This is a genomic window from Rhodococcus (subgen. Prescottella) equi (assembly GCF_003013675.1).
In the GTDB taxonomy this organism is placed as follows: domain Bacteria; phylum Actinomycetota; class Actinomycetes; order Mycobacteriales; family Mycobacteriaceae; genus Prescottella; species Prescottella equi.
Window position 1 is genome coordinate 575999 of record NZ_CP027793.1, and the last position, 18014, is coordinate 594012.

The window sequence follows — 18014 nt, forward strand, 5'->3', positions numbered from 1 at the left end:
GCGGCATCTGAGTTCGAACCCGTTTTGTCCTCGTGTGACGAAAAGGAGTTTCCAGAGTGCGTAATCCAGTTCTCCGGATTTCGGCCGTCGGCGTGCTCACCGCCCTGGTCGCCCTGACGACGGTGGTCACCGGCCCGCCGAGCATCGCCCAGCCTCCCGCCGGCGTCCTCACGCTCGCGAAGTCGGCGTCGCCGGAGACGGGGCTCGCATCGGGCGACACCGTCACCTACACATTCGTCGTGACCAACAGCGGGACGACGGCGGTCTCCGGAATCGCCGTGGAGGAGACTGCCTTCACCGGTTCGGGCGGGGCGCCCGGTGTCACGTGCGAGTCGGACACGGTGGACCCGGGGCAGTCGGTGACGTGCACCGCCGACTACGAGGTGACCGACGCGGATCAGGCCGTGTGTCTCGTCACCAACACGGCCGTGGCGACCGGCGACGCAGAGGGAACGCCCGTCAGATCGGCGCCGGACGCCGCGCGAGTCGTCACGGACTGCGCGGGCGACCTGGCCGGAAGCGCGATCCTGCCTGCGGCACTGGGGTCTGCGGACGCCGGGTCACTGGGCATCCTCGCCCCGCTGGCTCTGGGGTCGTTGGGTGTGGGGTCGCTGGGCTCGTTGGGTGCGCTCGGTGGCCTGATCGGGGTGGCGCTCACCACGCCGTACCAACCGGCCCCGGCCGCCCAGTGCCTGAACCCGCCTTTCCAGAACGTGCCGTTCCCGTACGTGCCGGGGCTGACGTCGCCGTGCCCGGGTGAGCAGAACGGCGGTCGGAACCCCGAGGGCCCCTGATCGAAGGGCCGATTCGAGAGGCTCGAGACAGGCGAGTGGCTCGGGACGCGCAGTCCCGGGCCACTCGTCCGCGTCGAGGTCTCGTTCTCACTGGCGGACGAACAGCGGATACCGCTCGCCGGCAATCATGCGGTCGTAACGGACGCGGGCGCGCTTCTCGCTCTCGTCGAGGGCTCCCGCGATCCAGGCGTACGTCCACGGCCCTTCGTCGAGGGCGACGATCGCGATCGTGTACGGCGTGAAGTCGGTGCAGTTCCGGCTGGGCGAGACCTCGATGACAGTCCACGAGACGATCGATCCGCTGCCGGCAGAGGGTGCCCGGCTGATGTCGGTGCCGCGGCACGACGAACAGATCGCCGCGTCGGGTGCGAGCAGGGCGTCGCAACTGTCGCAGCGGCCGATGGTGAAGGTGTCCACATCGGCGGTGGTGCGGGTGAGTTGAGCGTGCATCGGGAGACCTCGACTTCGTGAAGCTTGGGTTGTCCGGCTCCCACAGTTCCAAGACGGACGCAAGGCCACGACGGTAGAAGTACGCGTAGGCATACCTGTTTCCCGTGCACAGGTACCCGCGTGCGGCGAAGTCCCAGGTCAGGCCGACGCGTCCTAGGTCTCGTGACCCCGTTCGACGACCCACGCGGCGATCTGGGTCCGCGAGTTGAACCCGAGTTTCGCGAGGACGTGTTCGACGTGGCCCTGAACGGTGCGCAGGGAGATGACCAGCTTCTCGGCGATCGCCTTGTTGGTCAGGCCCTGTGCCACCAGTTCGGCAACCTCCTGTTCGCGCGGCGTCAGATCCGACGCCGCGCGCTCGGTCGGGGCTGCCTCGGGTAGCCGGTCGGCGACCGCGAAGTCGACCACCTCGTCGAGCGTCAGCTCGCAGCCGCGGCGGACCGCGGTATCGAAGGCGCGGGAGCCGAGGGCACCCTCGCACAGCGTCCGGGCCTCGTCACGGTTGGACCGGAGCGCGGGGATCACCACACCCGGATTGCCGGCGGCGGACCACAGGGCGTCCGCCGCTCCCAACAGGATCGCCGACCGCTCGAACTGGCCCGCCGCCGCGGCGGTCCACGCAAGGGCCTCGACGGCGATCGCCGTCCCGAGCAGGTCGTCGACGTCGCCGCTCAGCGCCGCCGCCTGCGCGAAGTCCGGGCGGGCTGCGGCCGGGTCGTCGTGCCATTCGGCGAGGCCCCGCATGCACAGCGCGTACGAGCGGTAGATCGACTCGCCGCGGGCGCGGGTGATCTCGAGGACCTCGTCGGTGTACCGGGCGGTCTCCTCACGCCGCCGCAGGACCGCCGTTGCGGTTGCGAGGCCGAGCACGGTGGAGATGTATCGCAGAATGTTGTGTCCGGAGCGGACGGCGTCGACGATGCTGTCGAGCAGGCGGATCGCTTCGGCAGGATCGTCTGCGTAGATCTGGACGTGTCCGGCCGCATGGGTTGCGATGATCTCGGCCAGGCGATCGTCGAGCCGGGCGGCCTCGTCGCGTGCCTCGCGGACGAGCGCCTGGCCCATCGGGACGTCGCCCTGGTTCGCGGCCAGAATCGCCGACGCAGCCAAAGCCTTCACGCGCTCGCGGGTCGGCTCCCCACCCTGAGCGGCGAGCACTCGTGCGAGCCAGAGGCGGCCTTCGTTGAGCAGTCCGCGCGAGATCCAGAAAATGTACAGAACATTCGCGATCCGCAGACCGTTCTCCGCCTCACCGGGTTCGGTGAGGCAGTACTCCAGCGCCGCCGCCAGGTTGGGGCGTTCGCGCTCGATCCTCGTGATCCACGACGACTGGTCCGGACCGATCCATTCCGCCTCCGCCCGGTCCAACAGCATCAGGTACCAGTCCCGATGGCGTCTTCTCAGCTCGGGGAACTCGCCTGCCTCGTGCAACCGCTCGAGTCCGTACTCCCGCAGGTTGTCGAGCAACCGGTAACGCACCACGCCCGGATGCTCCTCACGGATGAGGATCGACTTGTCGACGAGGGACGCGACGACGTCGAGCAGGTCGTGCGACGTGTGCTCCTGCGCGGCGACTGCCTCGGCGGCGTCGAGTTCGAACCCGTGGGTGAACACCGACAGCCGACGCCACAGCTCCCGCTCGTCCGGATTGCACAGGTCGTGGCTCCAGTCGATGCTCATCCGCAGCGTCTGCTGGCGGTCGGGCGCCGATCGACTGCCGCCCGTGAGCAGCCGGAACCGGTCGGTCAACCGTTCGAGGACCTGATCGACCGACATCGCCCGCAGCCGCGCCGCGGCGAGTTCGATGGGCAACGGTAGGCCGTCGAGTTCGGTGCAGATCGCGACGACCGAGTTGCGGTTCTCGTCCGTCAGCTCGAAACCCGGTACGGCGGCGGCCGCGCGCTCGGCGAACAGGTTCACCGCCTCGTACTGGGCGAGCGCCCGTAACGGCGTCGACTCGTCGGGAATCGGGACGGTCATCGGCGGCACCCGCAGCACCATCTCGCCACCGATCGCGAGGGGTTCGCGGCTGGTCGCGAGGATCCGCAGGTCGGGGCTCGACCGCAGCAACGTCTCGGCGAGCTTCGCGACGTCGTCGATGAGGTGCTCGCAGTTGTCCAGCACGAGGAGCAGGTTCCGGGAGGCCAGGTAGTCGGTGAGGACCCGCGTGGTCGGCACCGCCGACTGCTCGCGAAGACCCAATGCCGCGGCCACGGACTCCGCGACGAGCTGCGGATCGCGGCGTTCCCCGAATTCGACCAGCCAGACGCCGTCCGCGAACGATCGCTGCGAGTCGGCTGCCACGCGCAGCGCCAGCCGGGTCTTGCCCACCCCTCCGATGCCGGTCAGCGTCACCAGCCGGGACGCGCCCAGCGCCCGCCTCGTCTCGGCGACCTCGCGGCGCCGGCCGACGAAACTGGTCAGATCGAGAGGCAGGTTGCCGACCTTGCCTCGCACGGCGGGTGCCATCCGTGACCTTCTTTCGGTCTCCTCAGGTCACGGTACGCCTGCTCACGAGGCCGCCGCCGTCACTCGTCGGCCAGCCATCGCTCGACGGCGGCGGTCCCGGCGCCGAGTCGGTCGAGGCTCGCCGCCCGGCTGGGCGATTCCAACGGCGAGGCGCTGAACCGTGTGGCCGCCCGCGGGGCCAGGTAGGTCTCGTTCTCGGAGTCCAGAACCTCGTGGAAGAAGTCCACCGCGGTGAGATGCTCGTCGTCGAACAGGTCGTCGACACTGGAGATCGGCATCGCGGGGACGTCGAGTTCGTCGAGGATCTTCAGCCAGTCCTCGGTGGACCGCTTCTCGAGCAGTTCCTCGAGGAGGACGTACAACTCGTCGATGTTGCGGTTCCGTGCCTCGACGGTCCGGTAACGGTCCTGGTCGAGCAGCTCGGACCTGCCCACGAACTCGAGGAACCGGCGCCAGTGACCCTCGTGGTAGACGACCACGGAGATCAACCCGTCCGACGTCCGATACGGCCGACGATGCGGCGAACGCATCCGCGCGTAACCGGTGGGGCCTTCGGGTGGGACGAATGCACGTCCACCCCACTGCTCCATCAGGGTGAATCCGACGAGGGTTTCGAACATCGGGACCTCGATCGCCTGACCAGAGCCGGAGCGCTCCCGCCAGAACAGCGCCGCGGTGATCGCGTTCGCCGTGGCGAGCCCGGCGACCTTGTCTGCGATCGGGGACGACATGTACGAAGGCTGCTGCGCGACAAGGGTTTGCAACCATGCCAGCCCTGACGCCGCCTGGATGCAGTCGTCGTAGGCGGGACGTCCGGCGTACGGACCGTCGCTGCCGTACCCGGTGACGGCTGCGTGGATCAGCCGGGGGTTGATCTCCAGAGCGGTGTCGGGCCCGATGCCGAGTCGGCGGGCGGCCGTGGGGCGCATGTTGTGCACCAGGCAGTCGGCCCTTCCGATCAGGGCGCGGATGGTCGCGCGCGCCTCGTCGGACTTGAGGTCCAGTTCGATGCTGGACTTGTTCCGGTTGCTCGCCACGAAGACGCTCGCCATGCCAGGGGTCCTTGTCGTCCCGAGGCTACGGGTGATGTCACCCCCCGGCGCCTCGACCTTGATGACGTCCGCCCCCATCTCGGCGAGCAGCTGTGTGCAGTACGGCCCCGAGAACGTCGTGGTGAAGTCCAGTACGCGGATGCCGCCAAGTGGGCCGGTGCCACCACTCATCGCGGGTCGCCCGAAACGATCGGCTTGCTCGGCTTGGTGTCCCAGGCGGCTTCGCCCTTGCGTCCCATCGACCACATCTGGACGCCGCGTTCGATCTCGACGGCCGCGCTCCACGGCACTCCGGGCTGATCGAGCTCGAGTCGAGCGCTGTTCTTGATCCGCCGGGCGAGGAGGGGGTCGCGGGCCGCGATCGCCACCAGTGCCTCTGCCTCGGCGAGGATTTCGTCAGGTTCGGCGGTGTCCCAGGCGAGGCCGCGGCGCACGGCATCGGTGCCCGAGAGTGCCGCACCGAGCACGCCCATCGCGAGTGCCTGTTGGCGCCCGACGGCCCGTCCGAGCAGCGCCAGGTGGCCGCCGCCGGGATGAATGCGCCGCGCGAGGAAGCCGCTGTCGAGCACTGCGTCGGGGGTGACGAGCATGACGTCGGTCGCGAGCGCCAGGTTCAGGCCGGCACCCACCGCCCCGCCGACGACCGCGGACACCGTCGGCACCGGCAGATTGCCGATACGCACGAAGGCGCCGTATACGGCCGAAACACGCGCCACCGCCTCGGACGAGGCCGGCGCGGCGGATGAGACGGCGAGATCGCGGGTGTCCGCGCCGCTGCAGAAGTACGGGCCGACGGAGGCGACGACAACCGCGCCGATCGACTCGTCCTGTTCCACTCGGTCGCAGCATTCGCCGATCTGTGCGGCCATCTCGAGCGTGATCGCGCCTTTTCGGTCCGGGTTGTCGAGGGTGATCCGCGCAATGGAGCCCTCGACGGCGAACAGCACTCGAGGGGTGGCTGGGGACTCGGTCATGGGCAACCTCGCAGACGTCGATTCGGTGGCTCCCGCGCGATCGGAACGCCCGGGTTCGATCAGAATGCAGCACCAAAGATTGGATTACAAGATTGGATCCAATCTGTTGACAAAGTGGCAGGCTCCCTCTTGAATGAAGGCTCGGTAGGGCGAACGATGTTCGCCGACTTACCTTCCCGGATCCCACGCCGCCATCGCGGCGGCCGGGGCCGGTGCCGGAGGCCGCGCGCACGCTGCGCAGCCCAGGACGGCTGATCGGAGCGGGCGGGCACGGTGCGTTGTCGGAAGGTAGTTCATTGCTCACATTGGCAGCAGTAGGTGGCGTCGCCGACGAACTCGTCGCGCTGCGTCTCGAGGTTCGCGAGTTCCTGCGGGAGGAGATCGAGTCCGGTCGTATCCGGACCGAGGCCGACGCGTGGATGTCGGGAATCGACATCGAATTCAGCGGGCGGCTCGCTGCCCGCGGGTGGGTCGGCATGACCATCCCGGTCGAGTACGGAGGTCACGGTCTGACGGCCCTGGAGCGCTACGTCGTCACAGAGGAACTGCTGGCCGCGGGTGCGCCGGTGGCCGCGCACTGGATCGCCGACCGGCAGATGGCGCCGGGAATCCTGCGGAACGGAACGGAAGCGCAGAAGCGCTCGTGCCTACCGGGAATTGCCAAGGGGGAGAGGTTCTTCGCGATCGGAATGAGCGAGCCCGATTCCGGCTCGGACCTGGCGTCCATCCGAACCCGGGCGGTAGAGGTGGAGGGCGGCTGGAGGCTGTCGGGCACCAAGGTCTGGACGAGTGCGGCGCACGTCGCGACCGACATCGTCGTCCTGGCCCGAACGGATCGCGGTGAGTCCCGACACGAGGGTCTGTCGCAGTTCCTGGTCGATCTGCCGCACCCGGACATTCACATCCGGCCGATCGTCACGATCGACGGTGAGCATCACTTCAACGAGGTCGTGTTCGACGATGCCGTGATACCCGCAACCAGTCTGCTCGGCAGGCGTGGCGACGGCTGGCGCCAAGTGACCACGGAACTGTCGAACGAACGCTCGGGTCCCGAGAGGATCCTGAGCACACTCCCGCTGCTGACGGCGTGGGCGAGCCGGGAATCGACCGAGGCGTCGCCGGTCGAACGGCTCGAGATGGGCCGCCTGGTCGGCCGTATGACGGTGTTGCGTCAACTCTCGCTCGCAGTTGCCGACCGCTTACGCGCCGGGAAGAACCCGGTGGCGGAAGCGGCCTTGGTCAAGGATCTCGGCACCCAGTACGAGGGCGACGTCGTGAATGTCGTCCGGCGACACATCCCCTCGGGGCCGGACGCCACAGGCGACACCCTGACCAGGCTCTCGACCCAGTCCGTACTGCACTCGCCGGCTTTCACCCTGCGGGGCGGAACGAACGAGGTGCTGCGCTCGATCGTGGCGAAGGGACTGTGACAGCGATGCGCGAACATCATGCCGAACTCGGGGACGCCGTGCGGGCGGTCCTGGGCACTCGCCGCCGAACCGACTCCCGGCCGGTCGACGAGGTGGACCTTTCGCTGTGGAACGACCTCGAACAGCTCGGTTTCACATCGCTGACCGTGCCGCCCGAGCTGGGTGGATCCGGGGGAGATCTCCTCGACGCCGCCGTGATCCTGCGGGAGTCCGCAACGGCTGCAGTGCCATTGGCGGAGGCGCTCTTCCTGGCCGGCCCGCTGCTCGCGGCCGCCGGACTGCCGTTCCCGCGGGGGCCGATAACGGCCGCGGCCGCCGAGAACGTGGAGCTCGGTCGAGACGGCGACGGGTGGCACCTGTCGGGTGCGGTGCGCGCGGTGCCCTGGATCCCGGGAGCCGACCACGTCGTGCTGCTGGTGCGGCGTGGCGGGCGCGGCGCGGTCGCCCTCGTCCCGACCGGGGAAGCCGGGTTCACGGTGGTCGAGGGCCGCAACCTCGCCGGGGAACCGCGCGGGACCGTCCTGCTGGAACGGGTCCGGGTCGCCGCAATCGAAGACCTGGGGGAGACCGACTGGTTCCGGAGGTTCGAGATGCTCGGCGCCGCCGCGCGGGCCGCCCAGATGGCCGGCGCTGCCGGCGCGGTCCTCGCCGCGACCCGTGAGTACGTCCACGTGCGACACCAGTTCGGTCGGCCGCTGGTTGCCTTCCAGGCCGTCCAGCACCAGTTGGCGCGTCTGGCCGCGGATGTCGTGACGGTCGAGGTGTCCTCGGATGCCGCCGTCATCGCGCTCGTCGACGACGATCCGCACGCTGCCCTGCTCGTCTGTGCTGCCAAGTCCGAGGCGTCCTCGCTCGCCGGGCCGATCGCGTCCGTGGCGCACCAGGCACACGGCGCACTCGGGTTCACGATGGAGCACTCGCTCGGCGCGTTCACGACTCGCCTGTGGGCGTGGCGCGAGGAGTACGGAAACGAACTCCACTGGTGGAACCGAATCGCCGATCTGGTGCGCGAGTCCGACGGCGATCTGTGGGGGTTGGTGACAGGAACGGCACAGATTCGTCCGGGAGATGGACGAATCGATTGGCGGGTCGGTAGTGGCGAGCAAGGCTGACATGACAGCGGAGCTCGCCGCGGACACGGACGACCGGGAGGAGACGACGGTGCTGCAGTGGGACGAGGACGTGCGGGCGGTGCTCGCGGCTCGGCGCGCGAGGCCGACGTTGCAGGAACTCGGTGTCGAGCGGTCCCGCACCATGCTCGAACAAGCCCCCCGGCCCAGCGGGCCCGAGATGCGCAGCGTGCGGTCGACGGAGTTCGACGGGCCGCACGGTCGCGTGCCGGTCCGGATCTACACCCCCGAGGGCTCTGTTTCCCCCGCGCCGGCGCTGGTCTGGTTCCACGGCGGCGGCATGATCATGGGCTCCCTCGAGTCGTGGGATCACCTCGCTCGGGCGCTGGCCGTCGCGTCGGGGGCCGTCGTGGTCAACGTCGGGTACCGCCTCGCGCCGGAACACCGGTATCCGGTAGCCAACGACGAGGCGTATGCCGCCGTGGAATGGGTTGCCGCGCAGCATGTCTCTCTCGGCGTGGATCCCGCGCGCATCGCGGTCGGCGGCGACAGTGCGGGTGGATCGCTCGCCGCCGCGACAGCCCTGCGTGCGCGCGACGCCGGGGGGCCGACGCTGGTTCAGCAGGTCTTGGTGTATCCCGGTATCGAGCGCCGGTCGCCGCGGCAGTCGATGGTCGAGTTCGCGGACAGTCCCTTCCTCTGCGCGACCGATGTGGATTGGATGAAATCCCTCTACCTGGGCGACGACCCCACGGCCGACGATCAGTACGGCGTTCCGGCGCTGGCCGACGATCTGTCGGGTCTGCCGGCCGCAATCGTCGTGTCCGCTCGGTTCGACCCGCTGCGCGACGGTGTCGAGGAGTTCGGCGTGCGGTTGCGCGATGCCGGGGTCGCCACCGCGCTTCTGCGCTATCCCGGTGTGGGGCACGGCTTTCTCGTGCAGGTCGGATCCTTCGCCCGCGCCGATACCGCGGTCGCCGAGATCGGGGCCCTCGTGCGTGCGCGGTTCTCTCGTCCACCTGCTTTCGCCGAAACGCATGCCACCACGTCGGAGGTGCATTCGTGACTGTGCCGGACTACACCCGCAAGAGTCTGTTCATCGGTGGTCGGTGGCACACGCCGCGATCGACGGACTTCCGGCCCGTGCACGAGGCCGCTACGGGGGCGCTGTTGGGCACCGCGCCTCTGGCCGGTCCCGACGACATCGACGCCGCGGTGGCGGCGGCGCGTGCCGCATTCGACAAGGGTCCGTGGCCGCGGATGTCGGTGTCCGAGCGCGGCGCGGCGTTGCGGGCACTGGCCGCGGAACTGGACAGGCGCGGTGACTTCACCGCGGAACTGGTGAGCCGCGAGAACGGTATGCCGTCCGTGATGTCCCGAGGCGCCAACGTCGCGGTTCCGGTCGCACTTCTGCACCGATACGCCGATCTCATCGAGACCGGCGGGCTCGAGGAGGTGCGTTCGAGCCCGCGCGGAGCAACCATCGTCCGCAGGGCTCCGGTGGGTGTCGTGGCGGCGATCGTGCCCTGGAACTTCCCACAGCTGATCGCGATGGCGAAGATCGCGCCCGCACTCGCGGCCGGATGCACCGTGGTGGTGAAACCGTCTCCGGAGACCGCGTTGGACGCCTATGTCCTCGCCGACGCGGCCGAGGCGGTGGGTCTCCCCGACGGCGTGCTCAACATCGTTCCGGCCGAGCGGGATTCAAGTGCCGCCCTGGTGGCTCATCCCGACGTCGACAAGGTGTCCTTCACCGGCGGGACGGCCGCGGGTCGTCATATCGGTGAGGTGTGCGGTCGGCTGCTCCGCCCGGTGACGCTCGAGCTGGGCGGCAAGTCGGCTTCCATCGTCCTCGACGACGCCGATCCGGACGTGTTCGCTGCGCAGCTGGCAGCGACCTCCTTCATCAACAACGGACAGGCATGCGTGCTGCACTCGCGCATCCTGGCTCCGCGGTCACGATACGAGGAGATCGTGAGGATCGTTGCCGAGCAGGCACGCTCACTCGTGGTGGGCGACCCCCTGGACCCCGGCGTCACTTGCGGACCGATGGTCTCGCAGGAGCATCGCGACCGTGTCATGGGGCATATCGAGGCGGCCCGCGCATCGGATGCGCGACTGGTCGCCGGCGGTCGTGCGCTGGACGGGCCGGGTTGGTTCGTCGAACCGACCGTCTTCGCCGACGTCGATCCGCGTAGTCGCCTGGCCCAGGAAGAAGTTTTCGGGCCTGTCGTCGCGGTGATCCGCTACGAGGACGACGACGATGCGGTCGCGATCGCGAACGACAGCCCCTACGGGTTGGCCGGAGCGGTCTGGACCCGCGACGTGGAGCGCGGCGTGGAAATTGCCCGTCGAATCCGGACGGGCACTTTCGGAGTGAACTACTACCAGATGGACCTCGGAGCGCCGTTCGGTGGAACCAAGGCGAGTGGCCTCGGCCGCGAACTCGGTCCCGAAGGACTCGATGCGTTCGTCGAATACCAGTCGATCTATGTCGGCACCTCGGAACGGAAGGTCGGAGTATGAAAACTCGCGCTGCGGTGCTGTGGGCGCCCGGAAAGCCTTGGTCGGTCGAGGAGATCGAGCTGGACGAACCCGCCGCCGGTGAAGTGCTCGTCGAACTGACCGCCAGCGGTCTGTGTCATTCGGACGAGCACTTCCGGGACGGGACGAGCGTGATCGGGTACCCGTTCATCGGTGGTCACGAGGGGTCCGGGATCGTTCGGCGGATCGGTCCCGGGGTCACCGAGCTGGAGCCCGGGGATCATGTCGTCTTCAGCTTCATCCCTGCGTGTGGGAGGTGCCGTTCGTGTGCCCGGGGAATGTCGAGCGTGTGCGACATGGGTGCGCACATCGGAGTAGGAACCCAGATCTCCGACGGCACCTCTCGTCACCGTGTACGCGGTGAGGATGCGCGCTTGATGTGCGTCGTCGGAACGTTCGCCGAGCACACGGTGGTGAATCAGGCGTCGTGCGTGAAGATCACACCCGACGTGCCGCTGGACAAGGCGGCCCTGGTGGGCTGCGGAATCCCCACGGGCTGGGGATCGTCCGTATACGTCGGGAAGGTCACGTCCGGTGACTCGGTGGTCGTTCTCGGCATGGGTGGAGTCGGTTGTGGCGCGGTGCAGGGCGCCGCTCTGTCCGGGGCACGGCACGTGGTGGTGGTCGATCCCTCTCCGTTCAAGCGGGCGGAGGCGAAGAGGTTCGGCGCCACGCACACCGCGGAGACCGTCGAGGAGGCCGGAGCTCTCGTCCGTGAGTTGACCTGGGGGGCCATGGCCGATGTCGTCGTCATCACGGTCGGGGTGATGACCGGTGGACTGCTCGCTCCTGCGATGTCGCTGCTCGGCAAGGGCGGAACCTGTGTCCAGGTCTCCGTCGGCGACCCGGCAGAGACCGCAGTTCAACTGAGCCTCATCGATCTGACGTCGATGCGGAAGACGATCACCGGGTCCTGGTACGGCAACGCCAACCCCCGGTCGGATATCCCGCTCCTGTTGCGTATGTACATGGAGGGCAAGCTACTTCTGGACGAGATGATCACCCGGACGTACACGTTGGACGACATCAACGTCGGATTCGAGGACATGCGCCGGGCCGAGTCGGTTCGCGGAATGATCCTGTTCTGACATACGGCCGGTGCGCCCGGGACGAAGGTCCCGCCCGGTGACGTATGTGGCCACTGGACGGGAAAGCGCTATCCCCCAATGGAACCGGCACTCCTAACGTGGTCGATGCCCGGCAGGTCCGGGGCAGTGTCGTGCAGTAGTGGAGAAGGACGTGGTTTCGTGAATCCGACAGAAGCTCATTTCGACGTCGTCGTCGTAGGTGCCGGCGTCGCAGGTATGTACGCGGTGCACCGTCTGCGGCAGCGAGGACTGACGGTATGCGGGTTCGAATCGGCTGCCGGAGTGGGTGGAACCTGGTACCACAACCGCTATCCCGGGGCGCGGTGCGACGTGGAGAGCGTGGACTACTCGTTCTCGTTCGACGACGACCTGCAGCAGGACTGGACGTGGAGCGAACGGTTCGCCACTCAGCCCGAGATCCTCGCGTACCTCGAACACGTCGCCGACCGGTTCGATCTGCGCAGCGCGTTCCGATTCTCCACGCGTGTGGGGTCGGCGATCTTCGACGAGACCGAATCGTTGTGGCACGTCACCACCGACGGTGGCGACCGGGTCACGGCGCGCTACTGCGTGTTCGCGACCGGGGTTCTCTCCGCAACCAACGTCCCGGACATCCCGGGACGCGACGCGTTCGCCGGTGAGTCCTACCACACCGGAGAATGGCCGCACACCCCGGTCGAGTTCGCGGGCAAGCGCATCGCGGTGATCGGTACCGGCTCGTCCGGCATGCAGTCGATCCCGATCATCGCGCAGTCGGCCGATCATGTCTACGTCCTGCAGCGCACCGCCAACTACTCGATCCCCGCAGGCAATCGACCGTTCCCCGAGGACGAGATGCGCGAAATCAAGGCGAACTACGCGGACCGGCGCCGTCAGGCCTGGTCGAGCGGAGGCGGATCACCGTTCACCGCCTACCCCAAGGGTGCGCTCGAGGTCTCTGCCGAGGAACGTACCCGCGTCTACGACGAGTGGTGGCAGCGCGGTGGTGTGCTGTTCAGCAAGGCGTTCCCGGATCAGTTGTCGAATCCGGAGGCGAACGACACCGCCCGGGAATACTGGGAGAGTCGGATCAGCGAAGTCGTCGAGGATCCGGAGCTGGTCGACAAGCTGACACCGAAGGACCATCCCATCGGAACGAAGCGAATCGTCACGGACAGCGGATACTACGAGGTCTTCAACCGAGAGAACGTGACGCTCGTCGATCTGCGCGAGACGCCGATCGTGTCGATCACCGAGACCGGGATCCGGACCACCGATCGCGACTACCCGCTCGACATGATCGTCTACGCCACGGGATTCGATGCGATGACGGGATCGTTGAGCCGCATCGACATCCGTGGCCGCGATGGCCGCGAGCTCCGAGCCGAATGGGCCGGGGGTCCGCGCACCTACCTCGGCCTGGGAGTCGACGGCTTCCCGAACATGTTCATCCTCACGGGTCCCGGCAGCCCCGGGCCGCTCGCGAACATGGTGCTCGGTGCGGAACAGCACGTCGACTGGCTCACCGGTCTGCTGGACCGCGCGGAGGCGGACGGCGTAGTCACGATCGAGGCGAACGCCGACGCGGTCGAGAGCTGGGTTCGCGAGTGCAACGCTCTGGCCGAGAAGACGCTCTTCCTGCAGGCGAACTCGTGGTATCTCGGCGCCAACATACCGGGGAAGCCGCGGGTCTTCATGCCGTACATCGGCGGCTTCGCCGTCTACGGCCGAATTCTCGAAGATGTTGCCGCCGACGACTACCGGGGGTTCACGCTGGCGCGTGCGGACGGTGCGGACGGTGGGGACGGTGCGGACGGTGCGTACGGTGGGGACGGTCAGGTCCGGCAAGCCGCGCCCCTAGCCGCGAGTTCCCGGGGGCGTCTCGCGTGAGCGCGCACCCGACGCGGGAAGTCCACGACAACCCGGCTTCTCCGACGCCGGTGTTCACCGCGTCTGTGCGTGAGCCCATCTGGGCGAGGGTGCGGAACACCCTCGCCGCGACCGAATACCGATCCCGGGAGGGAACACGATGACAAGCTTCGCGCTCGACGGCCGGACCGCCCTCGTCACGGGTGGGGGCCAGAACACCGGTCTGGGAATCGCCCGGACGCTCGCGGAGGCCGGGGCACACGTGATCGTCAACGACATCACCGCCGAGCGGGCCGAGGCGGGTGCCGCCGCCGTCCGGGAAGCGGGAGGTGCTGCGACGCCCGCCGCATTCGACATCACCTCGTACGAGGAAGTGTCCGCTGCGACGAAGAAGATCGGTGAAGAGATCGGCGTCGTCGACATCCTCGTCAACAATGCCGGCCTGCCTGCCGGCGCTCAGATGTTGCCGTTCCTCGAAACCCCGCGACACGAGTGGAACCCGTACATCGACATCAACATCTTCGGCTCGTTGCACATGATGCATGCGCTGCTGCCCGCAATGGTCGAGCAGGGGTGGGGTCGCGTCGTCCAGATCTCCTCGGGGTCGGGATCGGTCGCGAGCCGCGGGTTGGGCGGCACCTTCTACGGCGCGAGCAAGGCCGGTATCGAAGGAGCGGTACGCCATATCGCCACCGAGGTCGGTCCGGGGGGCGTCACCGTCAACACCCTCGCCCTCGGTCTGATGGAGAAGCTGCGGGACGCGATCGAATCCAAGTCCTCGCCGATGCTGAACGCGATCTGGGAGGGCAACGTCATGCAACGAATCGGTACCGGTGACGACGTGGGGGCGGCCTGTCTCTGGTTGTGTTCCGGTGCCGGTGAATTCGTGTCGGGCCAGACGATTCACCTCAACGGCGGCTCCTACTCGGGCCGTTGAGGGGTCGGAACCACGGGTGAGCGAGATCCGGCTGTGGTTCGTTTCCCGCCAGCCGGACGTTTGGACTCGATCCCGGAAAGGGGCGGCCCTAGCGTCGCTGGGGTCACTGTCAGGCCGATCGATCGGCCTATTCTTCTGAAGGAGCATCCATGACCACACTCGAGCGGCATCCGATGACACCCGTCGCGCCTCCCTCGGTGATCCAGGACTTCTACACGCCGGAAGAGCTGGACACCATCTTCGGAGTGATCCGCGACAACGGACCCTGGCGCCTGATTCTCGCGCATCACTTCGCGTCGACGGAGGAGTACCTGGCGGTGTCGGGCGGCAAGGACCGTAAGGCCGACGCCCGCCTGTCCGACTTCACTTCACCGGTCTTCCGGGGGTTCCTCGCCAACGACGGGGTCGTGTTCCACCCCGAATTGAACGACATCTACTTCGGACGCAAGCTCCTCGACACCGCGCTCAGCCTCCACGGCGCGAAGTACGGCATGGCGCACAATCTTCTGTTCAATCTGGGTGGGCCGTCACACAGCTTCGATGCCGGCCATTTCGATACCGGAAGCTTCCGCGGCATGGGGCTCCACAACACACCGCTCTGGCTGATGTCGGTGATGGCCAAATCGGGTCTGTTCGATGCGTGGGAAGTGAAGACCGCGCAGGTGATCACCTACTTCTACAAGTCGGACTTCGCAGGCGGCTTCACGTACTGGCCCGACGGACCCGACGGGGACCCGCAGCGCCTGCGCCCGCCCTTCTGGAACACCGCGACACTGACCGACAACTCGCGGATGTATCACCGCCGTGAATCCAACGGTCCGGTCGAACGGCGGGATTGCCCCGAACTGGAGATGACGTCGCTGCTGCACAGCCTCCCCGACGGATCGTGGTCGGTCCGCAACGGTGACAAGGAGATCGCCCGATTCGACGAAGCCGACATGCGAATGCTGGTGCACTACACGGCGCTCCTGTTCGACGACATCGACGACGTTCGTCGGTACCAGAACCATACGGACGACATCGACGCAGAGCGGGCGATCGGAATGCTGGTCTCCGACATGCGCGCGAAGGGCGCCACCGTCGAAATGCCGGGCGACCCCATGGCCGATCCGGCGTTCATCGGGCAGTTGACCGAGTTCTACGCGATGGCGCCGAGCCGGTATCCCGCTGAGGCGCCGCTCGAGGTCGTCGGCCGCTAGACCGGCCGATGTGGTCGGCCGTATCGACTCGAAGATGCCGCGGATCGTAGGCGGCGGCCCGGAAGCGCCCCCCGCTCTCGGGCAATGAAGGGATTTGATCATGACTTTGACCTGGACGTCCGGCGGTTCTGCCGGTGCGCAGGAGCGTGTGACGGAGGCGGACCTGGGCGCGGCGATCGATGTCGCCGACCCGGGTGCCCTGCTGATGACGATCGTGCATGTCACCGGCGACCTGTCGTTGCTGGACGAGTTCGAGGCGAAACTGGACGACGCCAAGCGTGCGCGCGGTGCGGACAGCGCCGCATCGCAGACCCATTACGGGGCTCAGTCCGGTGCCGACGCGGTGCCACCGGGGCAGTTCCCGCCGGAGATCTCGGAAGAGGTCCGATCGCGTGCCAGGACTGTGCTCACTGCGGACCTACCGGTCCGGTTGGGGTCGCTGGATCCGGAGATCTTCCGACGGATGGCTGCGCTGTGCACGGCGAGCGCGGTCGACGAGGAGTTCGTCCCCCTCCTGTTGGAACAGGCCGGGTTCGAGAAGTCCCGCCGCTGTGTTCCGGTCACGACGCGGCCGCCGGCGGACTTCGATGTCATCGTCATCGGTGCCGGGATGGTCGGCCTCAACGCCGCGATCAAGCTCGAGGAAGCAGGTTTCGCGTACACGGTGTTCGAAGCCGCCGAGGGAATCGGCGGAACGTGGTGGCGCAATACCTATCCCGGCGCGGCCGTGGACACCCCCAGCCACTACTACTCGTACTCCTTCGAGTTGAATCCGAACTGGACCAAGTACTACCCACCGGGTCCCGAGTATCTCGAGTACATGCGCGGCGTCGCCGAGAAGTACGACCTCTACCGGAACATCAGACTGTCCACGTCGGTGCTGTCGGCCGACTGGAACGAGGACGACCAGCGTTGGACCGTGGTGACCCGCTCGGCCGACGGGACGGTCGAGCGGCATCGGGCGAGGGCCGTGGTCACCGCTCTCGGGATGCTCAATGCGCCGAACATTCCCGATGTCGAGGGCCTGGCCACCTTCGAGGGCGAGATCGTGCACACCGCCGAATGGGATCCGCAACTGGACCTGACCGGCAAGCGTGTGGTGATCCTCGGCACGGGATGCACTGCGGTGCAGGTGGTTGCGAACATCGTCGACCAGGTCGAGAGCCTCGACGCCGTGGTGCGCAGCCCCCACTGGATCGTGCCGGAGAAGGCCGTCGTGAACGACGTTCCGGAGGGTGAGCGGTGGGCGATGCGCCACCTGCCCTACTACCAGGAATGGTTCCGGCTCAAGGCCTACTGGCTGGCATCCGACAATCTGTACCCGATGCCGCGCATCGACCCGGAATGGGCGGCCACGCATCTGTCCGCGTCGCAGTCGAACGACCGCGTCCTGCAGACTGCGCTCGCGCACCTGCGAAACTCCTTCCCGGATCGACCGGATCTCATCGACAAGCTCACCCCGGACTTCCGTCCGTACGCGAAGCGCATCGTCAAGGATCCGGGATTCTTCGCCGCACTCAATCGAGAGCATGTGGCCCTGCACCGGGCCTCGTTCGCACGTGTCCACCCCAACGGTGTCACCACCACGGAGGGGGAGTTCATCGAGGCGGACGTCATCATCTTCGCAACCGGCTTCAAACTGCAGTTCGCCTCCTACATCGACATCACGGGCCGCGGCGGGCACAAGCTGGCCGACGTGTGGGACGACGGTGACGACCCGCGTGCCTACCTGGGTATCCAGGTGTCGGGGTTTCCGAATCTGTTCGTCACGGCCGGCCCCAACAGTGCACCGAATCATGGTGCCGGGCACAACATCCTCAGTGAAGAGCAGGTTCACTACATCGTCGAGTGCCTGCAGCATCTCGTCGAGAGCGGGAATGCGTCGATGGACGTGTTGCCCGAGGTCCAGGAGGACTACAACCGGAGGGTCGACGAAGCGCTCGATCTCACCGTGTGGGCGCATCCGGGTGAAACCGCGACCGGCTACTACCGCAACAAGAAGGGTCGCGTCGTCGTGTCGTGTCCGTGGCGACTCGTGGACTACTGGACCATGTTGCGTCAGCCGGCCGTCGAGAACTTCCACTTCGTACCGGAGCCGGCGCACCGCGCTGAGTGACCCGATGGGTCGGTGGGCTCGCCTCCGGGGTGAGCCCACCGAC

At 67.6% G+C, this 18014-nt stretch carries 14 protein-coding genes; 10 read left to right on the plus strand and 4 right to left on the minus strand.

Annotated elements, in window-relative coordinates; genetic code table 11:
- The first annotated feature begins 56 nt into the window (after positions 1-56).
- Positions 57-794 carry a CLIPPER-2 domain-containing protein gene (locus C7H75_RS02640; RefSeq protein ID WP_022593836.1) on the plus strand — a complete coding sequence of 246 codons (738 nt, stop codon included), beginning with the start codon at positions 57-59 and terminating at the stop codon, positions 792-794.
- Between the two features lie 87 nt (positions 795-881).
- Here C7H75_RS02640 and C7H75_RS02645 read toward each other — a convergent pair whose 3' ends face one another.
- From C7H75_RS02645 to C7H75_RS02660, 4 genes are all read right to left on the minus strand, one after another.
- Positions 882-1244 (minus strand): Zn-ribbon domain-containing OB-fold protein, encoded by a 363-nt coding sequence (locus tag C7H75_RS02645; RefSeq protein WP_022593838.1) that lies wholly within the window; start codon positions 1242-1244, stop codon positions 882-884.
- A gap of 153 nt (positions 1245-1397) precedes the next feature.
- A complete protein-coding gene (locus C7H75_RS02650) occupies positions 1398-3713 on the minus strand; it encodes an ATP-binding protein (protein WP_022593840.1) in 2316 nt (771 codons plus the stop codon).
- Positions 3714-3772: 59 nt separating this feature from the next.
- Positions 3773-4936: a CaiB/BaiF CoA transferase family protein gene (locus C7H75_RS02655; RefSeq protein ID WP_005515866.1), complete on the minus strand. Its 1164-nt coding sequence runs from the start codon at positions 4934-4936 to the stop codon at positions 3773-3775.
- Positions 4933-5739: an enoyl-CoA hydratase-related protein gene (locus C7H75_RS02660; RefSeq protein WP_005515865.1), complete on the minus strand. Its 807-nt coding sequence runs from the start codon at positions 5737-5739 to the stop codon at positions 4933-4935. Before C7H75_RS02660 ends, C7H75_RS02655 begins: the two co-directional genes overlap by 4 nt.
- Positions 5740-6035: 296 nt before the next feature.
- On the opposite strand from C7H75_RS02660, the gene C7H75_RS02665 reads away from it, so the two are divergent.
- From C7H75_RS02665 to C7H75_RS02705, 9 genes are all read left to right on the plus strand, one after another.
- A complete protein-coding gene (locus tag C7H75_RS02665) occupies positions 6036-7169 on the plus strand; it encodes an acyl-CoA dehydrogenase family protein (protein ID WP_044990393.1) in 1134 nt (377 codons plus the stop codon).
- Between the two features lie 5 nt (positions 7170-7174).
- Positions 7175-8281, plus strand: coding sequence for an acyl-CoA dehydrogenase family protein (locus tag C7H75_RS02670; RefSeq protein ID WP_005515862.1), 1107 nt, complete (start codon positions 7175-7177; stop codon positions 8279-8281).
- 1 nt (position 8282) lies between these two features.
- Positions 8283-9305 carry an alpha/beta hydrolase gene (locus tag C7H75_RS02675; RefSeq protein WP_080559286.1) on the plus strand — a complete coding sequence of 341 codons (1023 nt, stop codon included), beginning with the start codon at positions 8283-8285 and terminating at the stop codon, positions 9303-9305.
- Complete coding sequence (locus C7H75_RS02680; protein ID WP_005515860.1) at positions 9302-10765, plus strand: aldehyde dehydrogenase; 1464 nt, start codon at positions 9302-9304, stop codon at positions 10763-10765. The genes C7H75_RS02675 and C7H75_RS02680 overlap by 4 nt, the downstream gene beginning before the upstream one ends.
- Positions 10762-11871, plus strand: coding sequence for an NDMA-dependent alcohol dehydrogenase (locus tag C7H75_RS02685; RefSeq protein WP_044990395.1), 1110 nt, complete (start codon positions 10762-10764; stop codon positions 11869-11871). Before C7H75_RS02680 ends, C7H75_RS02685 begins: the two co-directional genes overlap by 4 nt.
- 159 nt (positions 11872-12030) lie before the next feature.
- Entirely contained in the window at positions 12031-13740 is a 1710-nt protein-coding gene (locus C7H75_RS02690; RefSeq protein ID WP_022593844.1) for a flavin-containing monooxygenase, read from the plus strand.
- A gap of 139 nt (positions 13741-13879) precedes the next feature.
- Positions 13880-14656 carry an SDR family NAD(P)-dependent oxidoreductase gene (locus C7H75_RS02695; RefSeq protein ID WP_022593846.1) on the plus strand — a complete coding sequence of 259 codons (777 nt, stop codon included), beginning with the start codon at positions 13880-13882 and terminating at the stop codon, positions 14654-14656.
- 149 nt (positions 14657-14805) lie between these two features.
- The gene (locus tag C7H75_RS02700; protein ID WP_005515855.1) at positions 14806-15855 is read left to right on the plus strand and encodes a hypothetical protein; all 1050 of its coding nucleotides are present in this window, start codon (positions 14806-14808) and stop codon (positions 15853-15855) included.
- Positions 15856-15955: 100 nt separating this feature from the next.
- Positions 15956-17971, plus strand: a complete 2016-nt coding sequence (locus C7H75_RS02705) for a flavin-containing monooxygenase (protein WP_044990397.1) — start codon at positions 15956-15958, stop codon at positions 17969-17971.
- The last annotated feature ends 43 nt before the right edge of the window (positions 17972-18014 follow it).

Coding starts and splice junctions, on each gene's coding strand:
- C7H75_RS02645 (WP_022593838.1), bottom strand. CDS start 1,244: ATGCACGCTCAACTCACCCGCACCACCGCCGATGTGGACACCTTCACC.
- C7H75_RS02650 (WP_022593840.1), bottom strand. CDS start 3,713: ATGGCACCCGCCGTGCGAGGCAAGGTCGGCAACCTGCCTCTCGATCTG.
- C7H75_RS02655 (WP_005515866.1), bottom strand. CDS start 4,936: ATGAGTGGTGGCACCGGCCCACTTGGCGGCATCCGCGTACTGGACTTC.
- C7H75_RS02660 (WP_005515865.1), bottom strand. CDS start 5,739: ATGACCGAGTCCCCAGCCACCCCTCGAGTGCTGTTCGCCGTCGAGGGC.
- C7H75_RS02670 (WP_005515862.1), top strand. CDS start 7,175: ATGCGCGAACATCATGCCGAACTCGGGGACGCCGTGCGGGCGGTCCTG.
- C7H75_RS02675 (WP_080559286.1), top strand. CDS start 8,283: ATGACAGCGGAGCTCGCCGCGGACACGGACGACCGGGAGGAGACGACG.
- C7H75_RS02685 (WP_044990395.1), top strand. CDS start 10,762: ATGAAAACTCGCGCTGCGGTGCTGTGGGCGCCCGGAAAGCCTTGGTCG.
- C7H75_RS02695 (WP_022593846.1), top strand. CDS start 13,880: ATGACAAGCTTCGCGCTCGACGGCCGGACCGCCCTCGTCACGGGTGGG.
- C7H75_RS02700 (WP_005515855.1), top strand. CDS start 14,806: ATGACCACACTCGAGCGGCATCCGATGACACCCGTCGCGCCTCCCTCG.
- C7H75_RS02705 (WP_044990397.1), top strand. CDS start 15,956: ATGACTTTGACCTGGACGTCCGGCGGTTCTGCCGGTGCGCAGGAGCGT.